This window comes from Mycobacterium sp. NGS58 (assembly GCF_059812385.1).
Map to the genome: position 1 here is coordinate 151,688 of NZ_JCALCO010000011.1, position 13,920 is coordinate 165,607.

Genomic DNA, 13,920 nt, shown 5'->3' on the forward strand with positions numbered 1-13,920 from the left:
AGATACATCTGCAGCTGAATCGCAAACATCGCGATCAACATTCCGTAAACAAAGACCTGAAATGCGATGAGCCCCCGCTTACGCCGGCGGTCTTGGTCGTGCATGCGATCTCCTCGCTGAATTTGCTGAAAAGCCTTGTGGTCCCTCAGAACGTGCCGATGTTGCCAAGCATCCAGTAGAAGAAGGCCACCAGCCCGCACATCACCACCCACGTCACGGCCAGCCGGACTAGTTCTTGCCACACGATCCGACCTCCATGGCTTAAGCGCAAAAATGTGAGTTTACGCTGCAGGATAACATCACTCTCTGAAATGAGAGTAGACGTTTCCAACATCGATGCCCAGGGGCCGGGCCGACGGAAAGCTCAGGCTCTGGCCATGGCGGCCAGCTCGCGTTTCACGACTTTGCCGACATCGTTGCGCGGCAGCTCCTCAACGAACACGACGCGCACGGGTACGCGGTAGGGCGTCAGGCGCTCGCGGCACCAGGCGAGTAGGTCGTCTTCGGACAGTTCGCGGGCGTGACAGGCGACGAACGCCCAGGGCACCTCGCCGAGGCGCTCATCGGGAATCCCCACCACGGCCGCTTCGCGTACACCCTCGGCGGCCAGGAGTACGTCCTCCACGGTGCCCGGGAAGACTTTCAGTCCACCGCGGTTGATCATGTCCGACACTCGGCCGTCCAGCCACAGGAACCCCTCGTCGTCGAACCAGCCGAGGTCGCCGGTGTGAAACCAGCCGTCATCGGTGAGCCTGTCGAGGAAGGCCGGGTCGATCTTGCGAGCCGCCGTCGTCGGCGTGCGGACCATCACCTCGTCGTCGGCGATCGTGACATCAATGCCGGGCAGCGGGCGTCCGACCGAGCCCAGCTTGGTCTCGCCCCATTCCCGTGCGTCGGCGGCCGACCATCCGACGACTTCGCCACCGAGTTCGGTTTGGCCGTAGGAGTTGAGCACGATCACGCCGAACTTGTCCCGGAACCGGCCTGCTTGCACGGGGGAAAGGGGAGCGGTGATCGATCGCACGATCTTCAGCGGCGCCAGGTCGGTGACCGACTCGTCGTGCAGGACCATCGTCAAGGCCGCGGGGGGCAAAACAGTGGAGCGCAACCGGTGCCGCTTGACCAGCGCGGCAAACTCGGCGGGTGAGAACTTGTCCATCAGCACGACCCCCGAGCCCGCCCGAAAGGCGAACAGCACCTGGTAGATGCCGGCCCATAAGGACAGCGAGAGCGGAACGAGGTTCGGCATCGGTGTCCGGTTCGCTTGGGCCGCCGCCGGTTTTGTGCCGCGGAGCTTGACCAACAGCCGGTCGATCAGGTCGAGCACGGTCGCATGACGCAGCGGCACCGGCTTTGGTGGCCCGGTGGTTCCCGACGTGAACTGCAGCAGCGCCACATCCGCGTCGTATTGCCGAGGTTCGTGCGGCTGTGCGGACGATCGCGAGAGCGACCACACCAAGTGCGATCCGGCCACCACGGGCAACGTGTATTCCGAGAACCGGTGGGCCAGCTCAGGAGTGGTGATTATTGCGACTGGCCGCAACATTGCGAGCTGCGACGCCAACTCCGCATCGGCGGCCCGGGGGTTGAGCGGCGTGTAAACCCCACCGGCACACCATGTTCCGAACAGCGCGGCCACCGTGCCGGCGTCATTGGGCAGCATCGCCGCGACCACTTGTCCGGTCACCAAGCCGGCTGCGGCCAGTAACGCGGCCAGGTCGTCCGCGCTCGCCATCAGGTCGTCGCGCGAGACGTCGACGGTCAGCGTGTGCACGGCCGTGTCGGGCAGGTCGGCCAGCAGTTCGGCCAGACTCACGAGTCCGCCTCCAGCGGTTGCCAAACGGGCGTGCGCTTGTCGGCGAACGCCTGCGGTCCCTCGCTCTGGTCGGGATGGCCCCACATCGACGTCAGGTGCTGGGCGCCAGCTCGGCATGCATCCGTCAAGCCGTATTCGAGCGCGCCCCACAGCGCGCGCTTGGTCGCCCGCATCGCGGCGGGCGAGTTCAACGCGATCCGCTCGGCCAGCTCCTGTGCGACGTCGCGCAGCTTGTCGGGCGGGTCGACGATCTGGCTGATCATGCCGAGCTCGTACGCGCGCTGGGCAGTCAGACGTTCGTGGCTGCCGACGAGCGCCATCCTCAACACCGCCTCGGCGGGCATCTTTCGCATCAGGGCGATTGTCTCCAAAGCGCTGACCTGGCCGATGGAGACGTGCGGGTCAACGAAGGTCGCGTCGGACGAAGCGATGACGATGTCGGCGTCGGCGACCCAATGCAGTCCGCCGCCCGCGCACACCCCGTTGACGGCGGTGATGACGGGCTTTCCCACGTTGCAATGCCAGCCCGTCAACTTCAGGTCGAGCGTGCGCATCGACTCCTGGAATTGCTGCACCGCCTCACCGTCCAGGTCCTCGACGTCGGCGCCCACCTGAAAGGCCCTGCCGTTGCCGGTGTGCACGATGACCCGCACACCGGGATCCGCATCCAATTCCGCCCACGCCGTTGGGAACTCCGCGCGCATCGTCGCGTCGTACGCGTTGAGTCGTTCGGGCCGATTGTTGATGATCCAGCCGACCGGGCCGCGCCGCTCGACGATCAACCTTTGATAGGTCACGAAACCTCCGCGGGGTCGAGCGGCTGCCAGCGCGCGGATCGCTTGTCGCGCCAGGCGCGTACGCCCTCGGCATGGTCGGGGTGATTGCGCAACCGCCAAATCTCCTCGCTGGCGGCGCGTTTGGCTGCGGACAGGCCGACTTCGAGGGAATGCCACAATGCCTTCTTGGTGGCGCGCATCGCGGTGGGGGAGTTGGTTGCGACAGCGGCGGCCAGCCGGCCGGCGGTCGCCCGAAGCTGATCGGCGGGCACGACATCCGAGACGATGCCCAATTCGTATGCCCGTTGCGCCGAGATGCGCTCGCCCCTACCGCTCAACGTCATTCGGGTGATCGCCTCTATCGGAGACTTACGCAGCAGTGTGATTGCCTCGTATGCGACGGCCTGCCCCACCGAGACATGCGGGTCGACGAACGTCGCCTCGGCGGCGGCGACGACGATGTCGGCGTCGGCGACCAAGTGCAGACCCCCGCCCGCACACACCCCGTTGACCGCCGCGATCACCGGCTTCCACACCTCGCAGTGCCACGACGAGATCTTCAGCTCGGCGTCCCTTGTCCGGCGGGAGTGCCGGCGCATGGCCTCCTTGTCGCGAGCCACCTGCACGACGTCCATACCGGTGCAGAACGCCTTGCCGTTGGCGGCATTGACGATCACATACACGTCGCGGTCTGCATCCAACTCGGCCCACGCGGCCTCGAGTTCGTCGAGCATCAACGCATCGAACGCGTTGCCGGCATCGGGCCGGTTCAGGATCAGCCAGCCGACGCCGTCGGACTTCTCGACGATCAACCGCTCGTAGCCGGTCACGAGCGTGGAATTTCCTTCCAGGGCTTACCCTTCCACGGATCCGGCTCCCTGGGCAGACCGAGCACGCGCTCGCCGAGGATGTTTTTGTTGATGTCGGTCGTGCCGCCCTCGGTTGCGTTGGCCAGGCTGCGCAGCATGCCCTGCACCTCCCGGGGCAACGCGTCAGGATCGCCGGTGGCCGGCCAGGCCACCGCAGCAGTGCCCAGCAAATCGACCATCAGGTCCTGGATCTGCTGATTGAGCGTGGCTTGATGCACCTTGCCGATCGAGGACGCCGCACCGGGCGACTGGCCGGCGGAAAGTGCGGCACGCACACGCGCATTGGTCCAGCCGCGGATCTGCTCCTGCGCCCACAGTCGCATGATCTTGCCTCGCACCACGGGGTCGTCCCAACGCCCGGTTTCCCGGGCCAGGGAGATCAAGCGCTCAGCGCCGGAACCACCGAGGCGGCCCATGCCGCCGGATCCCGATCCGGAAACCATCTGCCGCTCACTGGACAGGGTCGACGCGCTGACTCGCCAGCCGTCGTTGATCTCCCCGACCCGATGCTCGTCGGGCACCCGCGCGCCAACGAGGAAGACTTCGTTGAACTCCGCTTCGCCGGTGATCTGGCGCAGCGGTCGCACTTCGACGCCCGGTTGGTGCATGTCGAGCAGGAAGTACGTGATGCCCTGGTGCTTGGGCCGGTCCGGATCGGTGCGCGCCAGCAGGATCGCGAAGTCCGCCTCGTCGGCCCAGGTGGTCCACACCTTCTGTCCGGAGATCACCCAGTGATCGCCGTCGCGTACCGCGCGGGTTGCCAACGACGCGAGATCGGAACCTGCGCCGGGTTCGCTGAAGAGCTGACACCACTTCTCTTGGTTGCGGACGATGGGCGGCAGGAAGCGCCGCCGCTGCTCCTCGGTGCCGTGACTGAACAATGCCGCCGCGGCGTTGTTGAGCCCCAAGGGATTCAGGCGGGTGAGCCGGAGCGGGGCGAGAACCGCCTCAATCGCACGTGCAATGTCGTTGCCGACGCCGAGGCCACCGTGCTCCGGAAGCCAGGTCGGTGCGACCAGTCCCGAGTCGGCGAATGCCGGATACCAATCCCGGTAGTCGGCCGCGGCGCGGACGGCCCGCAGGGCCGCGGGCCCCTCGGCGGCGGCCGAGCGCCACGCCGCGGGCACCTCGGCGGCGATCCACTGCCGCACCGTCTCGACGGCGTCGGCTGCGGAGGTGTCGGGGGTGATCGGCAACCGGGTCATGATCCCGCAGCGGCCTTCATCGGCCCTGGAACTTCGCGTCGCGTTTGTCACGGAAGGCCGCCAGGCCCTCCTTGAAATCGTCGCTGCGACTGGATAATTCCAGCGCCAGGGCCTCGTTCTGGAGGTGGCGGTCGAGATCGAGTCCGTTGCCGCTGTGCAGCAGCCACTTGGTGAGCCCGAGGGCAACCGTGGGCGCCTCACCGAGTTTGGCGACAAGCTCCTCTGCGGCAGAGGCCAATTGCTCGGGTGCGTAAGCGCGGTGGATGATGCCCCAGTCGGCCGCGGTGGCCCCGGAGATCTCCTCGCCGAGCATCAGTAGCTGTCTGGTCCGCACCATCCCGATTACGCGAGGCAGCAACCATGCGGCGCCGCTGTCCGGTGTGAAGCCGCGGGCCATGAACGGTTCCCATAACCGGGCGTCGTCGGCGGTCAGGCAGAAGTCGGACGCCAAGGCGATGTGGAACCCCAAGCCGGCCGCCCAGCCGCGGACCACCGCGACGATCGGCACCTGTGTCTCCAGCATCAACGGGATGAGCCGGTTGGCCTTATTCGGTAGCCGACGTTGAGTACTGCCCACTCGCGGCTTGCGCTGCGACTTCGCGTTGTTGGCAATGAGATCCGAACCTGCGCAGAAGTCCGGTCCGTCGGCGTCGATGCGGATGACACGCACCGCCTCGTCGACGCCTGCGGCGGCGAGGTGCTCGATCAATGCGTCGAGCATCGTGTCATTGACGGCGTTGCGGCGCTCGGCACGGTCCAGGGTGAGGCACAGAACCGGGCCTTGCTGCTCGGCCCGAAGCCCGGGAACGCTCGCATATGTCACGGCAGCTGTCACCGTTCTGCGAATTCAGCCGATACGGCGGCGAGCAGATCCGTCAGGTTCGTCGCTCCGCCGGGCGGATCCGGCAGCCGGACCGGGCCGCGGTCCCGGCTGGGTAACAGGATGGTCGCGTGTCCCGGTGTGGTGATCTCGTTGCGATGGTTGGTCGCCGCGAGTTCGACATCGACCGCGGGGCGCTCGCCTTCGGCAAGGTACCTTCGCGTCACGGTGCCGGTGATTGTGTGCAGATCACCCACGTAGTTGAACAACCGGAACTCACAGTCCAGCTTCCACAGCCAGGCGTCGTCCCCCATCCAGTCCGTACACAAATGGATCAACCACGTCTCACGCATTCGGCCGTAATCGAAAGTGGTGGGGTTGCCGGCATTTCGGGCCGCGTCCGGTTCCCAGTGCACGCGCTGCTGCGCATCGGGGACGCCGTGGTCGTTCGGGGTGTAGAAGCGGGGAATGCGTTGCCGGTTGCGCCACGCCAACCGCAGGGGACGCACCCCGTACATACCGGTGCCCATGCCGACATGCCAGCAGACCATGTCGGTGACGGTGAGCGGTCCCTTGGTCAACGTGCCGATCGCATCGCCCTCGTTGACGTCTTCCCACCACCGCGGTTCAGCACCACGCGGGGATTCCCGCGCGTAGCGTTCGTCGATCTCGGCGATCTCCTCGGGTGTCCAGGTCTTGAGTTCGATCGACTCGTATTTCTTGCGGCCGCGAGCCTTGCTGCGCTCGGTGCGGATCATGTTGCGGTACTGGCCGCCGAGAATGGTGCCCTCGTCGTCCCGGAAGACTTGCGCCGACCACTCGTGAATCGCCCGACCGGCGAACTCACTGCTTTTGTCGAGCGCGGCGACGAGCGCGTTGCGCCTGAATACCCGGTGGTTGGCCCGCAGCGGAGCCCACCACTCTCGTGCGGACGACGCGTAAAACGCATGCACCCCGCGCAGCGGGTCGCCCTTGGTCAGGGCCCGATCCTTCTCCGAGAGCTCGGTGACTTCGTCTTCGCCTATCAACGTGTCACCACCGACCAGTGCCGGCGGCGCGATCGATTCACCCCACACCGACTTTGCGGCGTAGTCCGGATCGGTCCACATGGGATTGGCGTCACCGTAGGCTTCGGCGACGTGGCGGAAAGTGTCCTCGTTGGGGCGGACGTAGTGCGGTGGCTGAGTGTGCGGAACGGCGATGCCGATGGTGCCACGCAACCTGGCCAGCCCCTCATCGGTGATGTGGCCCAGTTGAGAGGAGCGGGTCATGGCGCGCCTCCTGGATTCTGGCGAATATCGTGGCCCGGACAACTGTGGAAATTAAGATACCCGAAAAGCGGAAACGCCGTTAACGGCAGGGGTGAGTGAGTTGAGCGAGGAGCAGCCAGGGATCCTGGAGGCCGTTGGTGCAGACGGTATTTGCCGCATCACCATCGACCGCCCCGATGTGGGAAATTCGTTGTCACCGTTGGCTCGTGACGCGCTGACGGAGGCTTTTCAACGCGCTGGCGACGACCCAGCGGTGCGCGCGGTGTTGCTGGGCGCGACTGGGCAGCGGCACTTCTGCGCGGGGGCCGGGTTGCCCGCTGGATCAGCGCCCCAGGCCCCGGTTGCCGAGAAGCGGTCAGGGGATGTTGCTCGCATGCTGCAGAACGGCTGGCAGAGGTTGGTCGCATCGATCCTCGACTGCGATAAGCCGGTGGTCGCTGCGGTGACGGGTACCGCGGCCGGTGCAGGAATCAGCCTGGTGCTCGCCTGCGATCTCGTCGTCATGTCCACGCAGGCAAAGCTTGTCGCGGCGTTCGTGCATCGCGGGGTGCTGCCTGATTCCGGCGCCATTCACCTGCTGACGAGGATCGTGGGGCTGCGTAAGGCCACCGAGCTGCTGATGCTCGGCGAACCCGTCGACGCCGCCACCTGTGAGCGGCTGGGACTGGTCAACCGCGTGGCCGCACCGGACGTTACGGGCGCGGAGGCAGAGAAGCTGGTCAGCCGGCTTGCCGCCGGCCCGACGGTGATGCTCGGGCACACCAAGCGCCTGCTCTCGGTGTCCTCGGAGTCCGGTCGTGATCGAGCTTTCCAGCAGGAGGCGTGGGCACAGGAGGCGGTGTCGCGCACCACCGATCTTCAGGAGGGCCTGCGGTCGTTCGCGGAGCGCCGCGAACCGCGATTCTTGGGCCGCTGACCCTCACTCCTTCGCCGGCCCACCGCGGATCGTGAACGTCGCGGCGTCATCGATCTCGTCGATCGCATCAGCGACGGATTCCACTGTGAGCGAGGTGTTCTCGATCCCTTTGGTCACGCCGATGAATACCCGTGACACCTTGCCCGCTCCCACCGAATAAATGTGGGCAGTGCGGTCGCAGTCGCGATGCGACAGGTAAACCACGACCGGAGTCACCAACTCAGGGTCCATCGCCTTACCGGCTTCGCCCATGATGGTCTCGGTCATGCGCGTCCTTGCGATGGGGGCGACCGCGTTGATGGCGATGCCGTTTCGTGCTCCTTCGATGGCGAGCACGTGCATCATGCCGACGAGCCCCATCTTGGCCGCGCCGTAATTGGCCTGCCCGAAGTTTCCGAACAAGCCGGTACCCGAGGTCGTTTGGACTATCCGGCCATAGTTTCGCTCGCGCATGACCGGCCATACGGCGCGGGTGACGTGGAACGCCCCGGACAGGTGCACGGAAATGACCGCATCCACCTGCTCGGCGGTCATGTTCTTGAATGCCGCGTCACGCAGGATTCCCGCGTTGTTGATGAGGATGTCGACCTGTCCGAATGCGTCCATGGCCGCCGCCACGATGGCCGCGCCGCCCTCCTCGGTAGCGACCGAGTCGCCGTTGGCGATCGCCGTGCCGCCCGCCGACGTGATCTCGTCAACTACTGCCTGCGCGGCCGATATTGATGCACCGGTGCCGTCCACCGCGCTGCCCAGGTCGTTGACCACCACGCGCGCGCCCCGGCGGGCGAGTTCGAGGGCGTGACAGCGGCCGAGGCCACCACCCGCACCGGTGACGATGGCGACCTGATTAGCGAAATTCATTGACGGCATGGTGAGAGGTTACATTTACTCCTAATGAGAACCATCATTTGCATCGGAGGGCATCCATGAGCGGCGCGCCGGCGCTGTTGCAGTGTGCGCAGCGGCGCGCCGCGACATTGCGGGACCGATACCGCGAGGCGGGGTTCTGGTCGGGCCAGCCCGCCGACGTCGTTCGTGCCGCCGCGGCGCTACATCCGGAGAAGGTGGCTCTGTGCGCCCGGGGGGCGGAGCTCAGCTATGCCGAACTCGACGCGCGCATCGATGCGGCTTGTGACGCCTTGGCGGCTTCGGGCGTCGGCGCGTCGACACCGACCGTTGTGGTCGTGGGTAACGACGTGGATTCAGTGGTTGCCGTCCATGCGACGATGCGCCTCAATGCCGTGGTCCTGCTGGTCCCTCGCAGCGCCGGCGAGGCGCAGGTGGCCGACATCATCGCGCGCACGGGAGCTGAGTTCGGGGTCGCACCGAATTGGCCTGCGGCCCCGCTGAAAGGGGTGTCCGCGCAATTGGTGTGGATTGCTTTGGACGCCGATTCCGCACCGCAGACTGCGTACCGATCCCAGCGTGCGGCCGACGAACCCTGCCTCGTGCTCTACACGTCGGGAACCACCTCGGCGCCCAAGGGAGTCATTCACTCGCAGAGCACGCTGATGAAGGCGTCGTCCAATTACATCGCGGCGGCCGGACTCGGACCGGCAGACCGGATTTTTCTCATCAGTCCGCTCGCGTCGGTGACCGGAGTGCTGCAGGCGTTGGTCATCGCGCCGATGCTCTACGCGCCCGTCATCCTCGAGGACAACTGGGATGCCGCCGAAACCTGTGAGCTGCTGGTCTCGTCGGGCGCGACTTGGTACGGCGGACCCGATCGCTTGCTGGACAGGCTGCTCGACGAGGCGGTGGCGCGTGGGCTGGACGTGCCGCTGCAAGCGGTCTACTTGGGCGGGACCATGCTGGACCGCAACATCCTCACGCGCATCGAAGACGATTTCGGGATCATTGTGATGCGCGCCTACGGTTCGTCCGAAGCGCCGGTGAGCACATCGGGCCTGCGGTCGGAGTCCGCGGGCGTGCGTCACGCCGACGACGGTGTCGCGTTGGAGGATGTCGAGGTGAAAGCCGGATCCGCAGCGGATCCGACCGAGTGCTGCATACGGGGGCCGCATACGTTCCTCGGATACACCGACGCCGCTGATGACGCGCAGGCGTTCGACGGGGACTGGTTTCGCACCGGCGACGTGGCCGAAATCTCGCAAGGCCGGGTGCGCATCGTCGGGCGCCTGAAAGACATCATCATTCGCAACGGACTGAAGATCGCGGCTGTCGAGGTGGAGGAGGCCGTCGCCAGGATCGACGGGGTGCGCGAGTGCGCGGCCTACTCGGTGGCCGACGCCACGACAGGCGAACGACTGGCCGTTGCCATGGTGCTCGACACGGGTGTCGACATGTCACTCGCGAAGGTCACCGACGCGCTCATCTCGGCGGGAGTGCCCAAATACAAGTTGCCCGAGGAACTGGTCTTCTGGAACGAGCCGCTGCCGGTCAATGACAACGGCAAGGTCGAGCGCAACAAGCTCGCTGCGCGCTCGGCGGGGCGGCCGCGGGCGCTTGCCGACCGTCTCGTTGCAACGGGTTGAGCGTCAGTCCTCTGATTTGCCAGTCGTATTCATGGTCAGCTTGCCCAGCTGATCCTGCCAACCGGAGCCCTTGCCGTGGTCGTGCTTGGACAGCGCCTGGATGGAGACGTCGTGCCCTTCGGCGGCCTTACGCAGGGCGCCGACGGTGGCCTGCTCCTTGGAGATGTGAGAGGTGAACGGATCCCAGTGATACCAGCGCATCGCGTTCTGGTAGGTAATCTTGTTGACCTCTTCATCGGGCACTTTGTACTCCTGGAGCACCTCGTGCAGCTGCTCGGGGGCACCGGGCCACATGCTGTCGCTATGCGGGTAATCGGCTTCCCAGCAGATGTTGTCAATGCCTATCTCGTTGCGCAGCGCCACTCCGGTGTGGTCGGAGATGAAACAGGTCAGGAAGTGGTCGCGGAAGACCTCGGATGGCTTCTGCTTGCCGAAGTCTTGACCGGTCCATGTGGAGTGCATCTCGTAGGTGCGGTCGGCACGCTCGAGGAAGTAGGGAATCCAGCCCGTCCCGCCCTCCGACAACGCGATCTTGAGGTCCTTGTACTTCTTGATCGGCTTGGACCACAACAGATCCGCCGCGGCCTGCACGATGTTCATCGGCTGCAACGTGATCATCACATCCATCGGCGCATCCGGGGCGGTGATCGCCAACTTCCCGGATGACCCGATGTGGACGTTCATCACGGTGTCGGTGTCGACCAGCGCTTCCCACATCGGTGTCCAGTAGTCGTCGTGGAAGCTCGGATACCCCATCGCCGCCGGGTTTTCGGTGAATGTCAGTGCGTGCACGCCGCGTTCGGCGTTGCGGCGGATCTCTTTGGCGCACTGTTCGGCGTCCCAAATCACGGGCAGCGTCATCGGAATGAAGCGAGCCGGGTAGGCCGCGCACCACTCCTCGACGTGCCAGTCGTTATATGCCTGAAGGAGGGCCAGGCTGAATTCGGGATCCTCGGTGACGAACAGCCGGCCGGCGAATCCGGGGAACGACGGGAAGCAGATCGAGCCGAGGATGCCGCCGGCGTTCATATCTTTGATGCGCTCGTCGACTTGCCAGCAGCCGGGCCGAATCTCATCGAGACCCTGCGGTTCGATTCCGTATTCCTCTTTGGGCCTGCCCGCCACGGCGTTGAGCGCCACGTTGGGGATCACCACGTCGCGGAATTGCCAGGTGTCTGAGCCATCGGGATTGTGCACCAACCGCGGCGCCTCGGCTAGATACTTCTGAGGCAGATGGTTGTTGAACATGTCGGGTGGCTCGACGATGTGGTCATCGACGCTGACCAGGATCATGTCTTCTTTGTTCATTCCTATTCCTTCCCAACATCTGCTGCGACCGGCCGGAAAACCGGGACAACAAAGCCGTCATCGTCATCGCGAAAGGCGATGGTGAGTTCCATGTCTGCACAGAGGCTTTCGGCCGGGCAGTCTTCCAGAACCGTCATCAGTCGGGGACCCTCGTCGAGATCCACCATTGCCACCACATACGGTGTGCACGTATCGAAGGGTGCCGCATTCTGGTGCACCACGGTCCACGTGTAGAGCCGTGCCCGCCCGGACGCCGGCGCCAGCGCGACGTCCTCGCTCCAGCAGTGCGGGCACATCGGACGCGCGTAGAGCGAGTTCTGGCCGCACCCGGCGCACGTGTTGATCATCAGTCGGCGATCCTGGATGGCCTGCCACCACGATTCGCTGTCGGAGTCGATGGTTGGCCGGTTCGCGGCCACCGGCACATCCATCACTGCCTCCCGAGGATCATCGTGGCGCTGTGGGTGAAAAAGCCTCCCATCGCATGCACGCACGCCAGACGCGCGTCGTCAACCTGTCTGGGCCCGCATTCGCCGCGCAGCTGCCTGGTCGCTTCGACCATCAGGAACATTCCCCGCATGCCGGGATGGCAAGAGGCCAGACCGCCGCCGTCGGTGTTGGTCGGTAACGCCCCGTCCGGACGCAGCGCACCTGTTGCGATGAACGGGCCGCCCTCGCCCTTCGCGCAGAAACCCAGATCCTCCACCGTGAGCAGCACGGTGGAGGTGAATGAGTCATAGAGCTGACACACATCGATGTCGGCGGGCCCGACGCCGGCTTGCGCGAACGCGCGGGGGCCGGACAGGGCGGCGGGCGACGTGGTGAAGTCGGCCCACTCGCTCATGCTGACATGCGATGTCGAGTCGGCGGCGCCGAGAATCCAGATGGGCTCCTTGGCGCAATTCTTCGCTACTCGCTCGCTGGCCAGGACTACCGCGCCGCCGCCGTCGGTGCGCAGACACACGTGCTTGGAGGTGAAAGGATCGGCGAGCATCGGTGCCGCGGCGACCTCGGCGGCGGTTATCCGGTCTCGCTCGAATGCGTTGTCGTTCATCGCCGCCCACTCGTGGGCCGCGACCGAGACTTCGGCCAATTGTTCTGCGGTGGTGCCGTATTCGATCATGTGGCGCCTGGCGGCCATCGCATACTTTGCGATCAGGGTGGCGCCGTATGGCGCCTCGTATTGCATGGCGCCGCCGGTGCCCATCGCCGCCGCTGATGCGCGTACGCGGCGCTTGACGTCGGAGCGTGCCGTTGATCCGTACGTCAGCAGTGCCACGTCGATCGCGCCGGCGGCGATGGCGTCGGCGGCGTGTCCCGCCATTACCTCCCAGGACGATCCGCCGACGTTGGTCGCGTCGACCCAGGACGGTCGCAGGCCGAGGTATTCGCTCACCTCGACGGGTGGCAGCAGGGTCCCGTGAGCGCCGAAACCGTCGACGTCATCCTTCGTCAGGCCGGCGTCGGCAATGGCGCGGCGGGCGGACTGGGCCATCAGCGCCAGCGCGGTCTTGTCCGGCACCCGTCCACAATCCGACAGGCCGGCGCCCACGATAGCGACCCGGTTCGCTGGCATACGTAATGGTTACCACATCGATAATGCCGTTAACGACTTGGTGGAATGAACGTTCTCAGTGGGCTACCGTGAGTGTGTGCGTAAACCACTGCGCGAGGCATTGCGCGGCGACGAGCTGGTGCTGTGTCTGGCGCTGATGAGCGCTCGCACTCCCGATGTCCCCGCGATCGCAGCAGCATGCGGATACGACGCGGTATACGTCGACCTCGAGCACACTTCCACATCACTGGAGACGGCGGCGATGCTTTGTGCGAGCGCATTGGGCGCAGGCATCTCGGCGTTGGTCCGCGTGCCGTCTCATGATCCGAGTGTCATCGCCCGTGTCATCGACAACGGCGCAACTGGAGTCATTGTGCCGCATGTGAATTCGAAAGAAGAGGCAGCGGCTGTCATCGATGCCGCGCGGTTTCCTCCGATCGGACACCGCTCCATTTCCGGGCCCAATGCGGTCAGCGGTTACCAGCCAAGGTCACCGGCCGAACTCACCGCTGTCCTCGAGCATCGCACGGTGGTCGCGGTGATGATCGAGACGCCCCAAGCGGTCGACGCCGCAGACGCCATCGCGGCTGTCGAGGGCATCGACGTGATCCTTCTCGGCCCCAGCGATCTGACGGCCGAAATGGGCATCCAGGGCGACTATGAGAATGACCATTTCCGCCATGCAGTAGAATCGGTCGCGGCGGCTTGTCGTGCACACGGCGTGGCGCTGGGAATAGCCGGCATTAAGTCCGTTGACCTGCTGAAACGCTTCACAGATCTGGGTCTGCGTTTCATTTCGGCAGGTACGGACATCGGGATGATGACCGAGGCGGCGACCGCCCGCGCAGACGCATTGCGAGAGCTCGACGGACGCCGCACAAGTAGTACC

The 13,920-nt window shown here is 65.4% G+C and carries 13 protein-coding genes; 3 read left to right on the forward strand and 10 right to left on the reverse strand.

The genetic code is table 11. From position 1 onward, the window contains the following. Positions 1-364: 364 nt before the first annotated feature. From AC5Y4H_RS13300 to AC5Y4H_RS13325, 6 genes are read right to left on the reverse strand one after another with little or no spacing between them, the layout of a single operon-like run. The gene (locus tag AC5Y4H_RS13300) at positions 365-1,816 is read right to left on the reverse strand and encodes a class I adenylate-forming enzyme family protein (protein ID WP_499982335.1); all 1,452 of its coding nucleotides are present in this window, start codon (positions 1,814-1,816) and stop codon (positions 365-367) included. Beyond that, positions 1,813-2,613 (reverse strand): enoyl-CoA hydratase/isomerase family protein, encoded by an 801-nt coding sequence (locus AC5Y4H_RS13305; protein ID WP_499982336.1) that lies wholly within the window; start codon positions 2,611-2,613, stop codon positions 1,813-1,815. The genes AC5Y4H_RS13300 and AC5Y4H_RS13305 overlap by 4 nt, the downstream gene beginning before the upstream one ends. After that, entirely contained in the window at positions 2,610-3,422 is an 813-nt protein-coding gene (locus tag AC5Y4H_RS13310) for an enoyl-CoA hydratase/isomerase family protein (protein WP_499982338.1), read from the reverse strand. Before AC5Y4H_RS13310 ends, AC5Y4H_RS13305 begins: the two co-directional genes overlap by 4 nt. Continuing rightward, positions 3,419-4,666, reverse strand: a complete 1,248-nt coding sequence (locus AC5Y4H_RS13315) for an acyl-CoA dehydrogenase family protein (protein WP_499982340.1) — start codon at positions 4,664-4,666, stop codon at positions 3,419-3,421. Before AC5Y4H_RS13315 ends, AC5Y4H_RS13310 begins: the two co-directional genes overlap by 4 nt. Before the next feature lie 16 nt (positions 4,667-4,682). Further along, positions 4,683-5,489, reverse strand: coding sequence for an enoyl-CoA hydratase/isomerase family protein (locus tag AC5Y4H_RS13320; RefSeq protein WP_499982342.1), 807 nt, complete (start codon positions 5,487-5,489; stop codon positions 4,683-4,685). An 8-nt stretch (positions 5,490-5,497) separates the two neighbouring features. Next, the gene (locus AC5Y4H_RS13325) at positions 5,498-6,757 is read right to left on the reverse strand and encodes a hotdog family protein (protein WP_499982343.1); all 1,260 of its coding nucleotides are present in this window, start codon (positions 6,755-6,757) and stop codon (positions 5,498-5,500) included. A gap of 91 nt (positions 6,758-6,848) precedes the next feature. Between AC5Y4H_RS13325 and AC5Y4H_RS13330 the strand changes: the two genes are divergently transcribed. Further along, the gene (locus AC5Y4H_RS13330) at positions 6,849-7,673 is read left to right on the forward strand and encodes an enoyl-CoA hydratase/isomerase family protein (protein ID WP_499982344.1); all 825 of its coding nucleotides are present in this window, start codon (positions 6,849-6,851) and stop codon (positions 7,671-7,673) included. 3 nt (positions 7,674-7,676) lie between these two features. Here the strand turns inward: AC5Y4H_RS13330 and AC5Y4H_RS13335 are convergent, their stop codons facing one another. Further along, a complete protein-coding gene (locus tag AC5Y4H_RS13335) occupies positions 7,677-8,543 on the reverse strand; it encodes an SDR family NAD(P)-dependent oxidoreductase (RefSeq protein WP_499982346.1) in 867 nt (288 codons plus the stop codon). A gap of 56 nt (positions 8,544-8,599) precedes the next feature. Between AC5Y4H_RS13335 and AC5Y4H_RS13340 the strand changes: the two genes are divergently transcribed. Beyond that, positions 8,600-10,168 (forward strand): class I adenylate-forming enzyme family protein, encoded by a 1,569-nt coding sequence (locus AC5Y4H_RS13340; RefSeq protein ID WP_499982349.1) that lies wholly within the window; start codon positions 8,600-8,602, stop codon positions 10,166-10,168. 3 nt (positions 10,169-10,171) lie between these two features. Here AC5Y4H_RS13340 and AC5Y4H_RS13345 read toward each other — a convergent pair whose 3' ends face one another. Genes AC5Y4H_RS13345 through AC5Y4H_RS13355 form a run of 3 tightly spaced genes read right to left on the reverse strand, consistent with a single transcriptional unit; the run spans position 10,172 to position 13,052 of the window. Beyond that, positions 10,172-11,476, reverse strand: coding sequence for an amidohydrolase family protein (locus AC5Y4H_RS13345; RefSeq protein WP_499982350.1), 1,305 nt, complete (start codon positions 11,474-11,476; stop codon positions 10,172-10,174). A gap of 2 nt (positions 11,477-11,478) precedes the next feature. Further along, on the reverse strand, positions 11,479-11,907 hold the full coding sequence (locus AC5Y4H_RS13350) for a Zn-ribbon domain-containing OB-fold protein (RefSeq protein ID WP_499982352.1): 429 nt from the start codon (positions 11,905-11,907) through the stop codon (positions 11,479-11,481). Then, positions 11,907-13,052, reverse strand: a complete 1,146-nt coding sequence (locus tag AC5Y4H_RS13355; protein WP_499982353.1) for an acetyl-CoA acetyltransferase — start codon at positions 13,050-13,052, stop codon at positions 11,907-11,909. The genes AC5Y4H_RS13350 and AC5Y4H_RS13355 overlap by 1 nt, the downstream gene beginning before the upstream one ends. A gap of 76 nt (positions 13,053-13,128) precedes the next feature. Between AC5Y4H_RS13355 and AC5Y4H_RS13360 the strand changes: the two genes are divergently transcribed. Beyond that, a partial coding sequence (locus tag AC5Y4H_RS13360) for an HpcH/HpaI aldolase family protein (protein ID WP_499982355.1) occupies positions 13,129-13,920 on the forward strand: 792 nt, incomplete at its 3' end.

Excerpts from the sequence above, each read along its gene's own strand:
- AC5Y4H_RS13325 (WP_499982343.1), bottom strand. The coding sequence starts at position 6,757 with ATGACCCGCTCCTCTCAACTGGGCCACATCACCGATGAGGGGCTGGCC.
- AC5Y4H_RS13335 (WP_499982346.1), bottom strand. The coding sequence starts at position 8,543 with ATGCCGTCAATGAATTTCGCTAATCAGGTCGCCATCGTCACCGGTGCG.
- AC5Y4H_RS13315 (WP_499982340.1), bottom strand. The coding sequence starts at position 4,666 with ATGACCCGGTTGCCGATCACCCCCGACACCTCCGCAGCCGACGCCGTC.
- AC5Y4H_RS13345 (WP_499982350.1), bottom strand. The coding sequence starts at position 11,476 with ATGAACAAAGAAGACATGATCCTGGTCAGCGTCGATGACCACATCGTC.
- AC5Y4H_RS13355 (WP_499982353.1), bottom strand. The coding sequence starts at position 13,052 with ATGCCAGCGAACCGGGTCGCTATCGTGGGCGCCGGCCTGTCGGATTGT.
- AC5Y4H_RS13340 (WP_499982349.1), top strand. The coding sequence starts at position 8,600 with ATGAGCGGCGCGCCGGCGCTGTTGCAGTGTGCGCAGCGGCGCGCCGCG.
- AC5Y4H_RS13350 (WP_499982352.1), bottom strand. The coding sequence starts at position 11,907 with ATGGATGTGCCGGTGGCCGCGAACCGGCCAACCATCGACTCCGACAGC.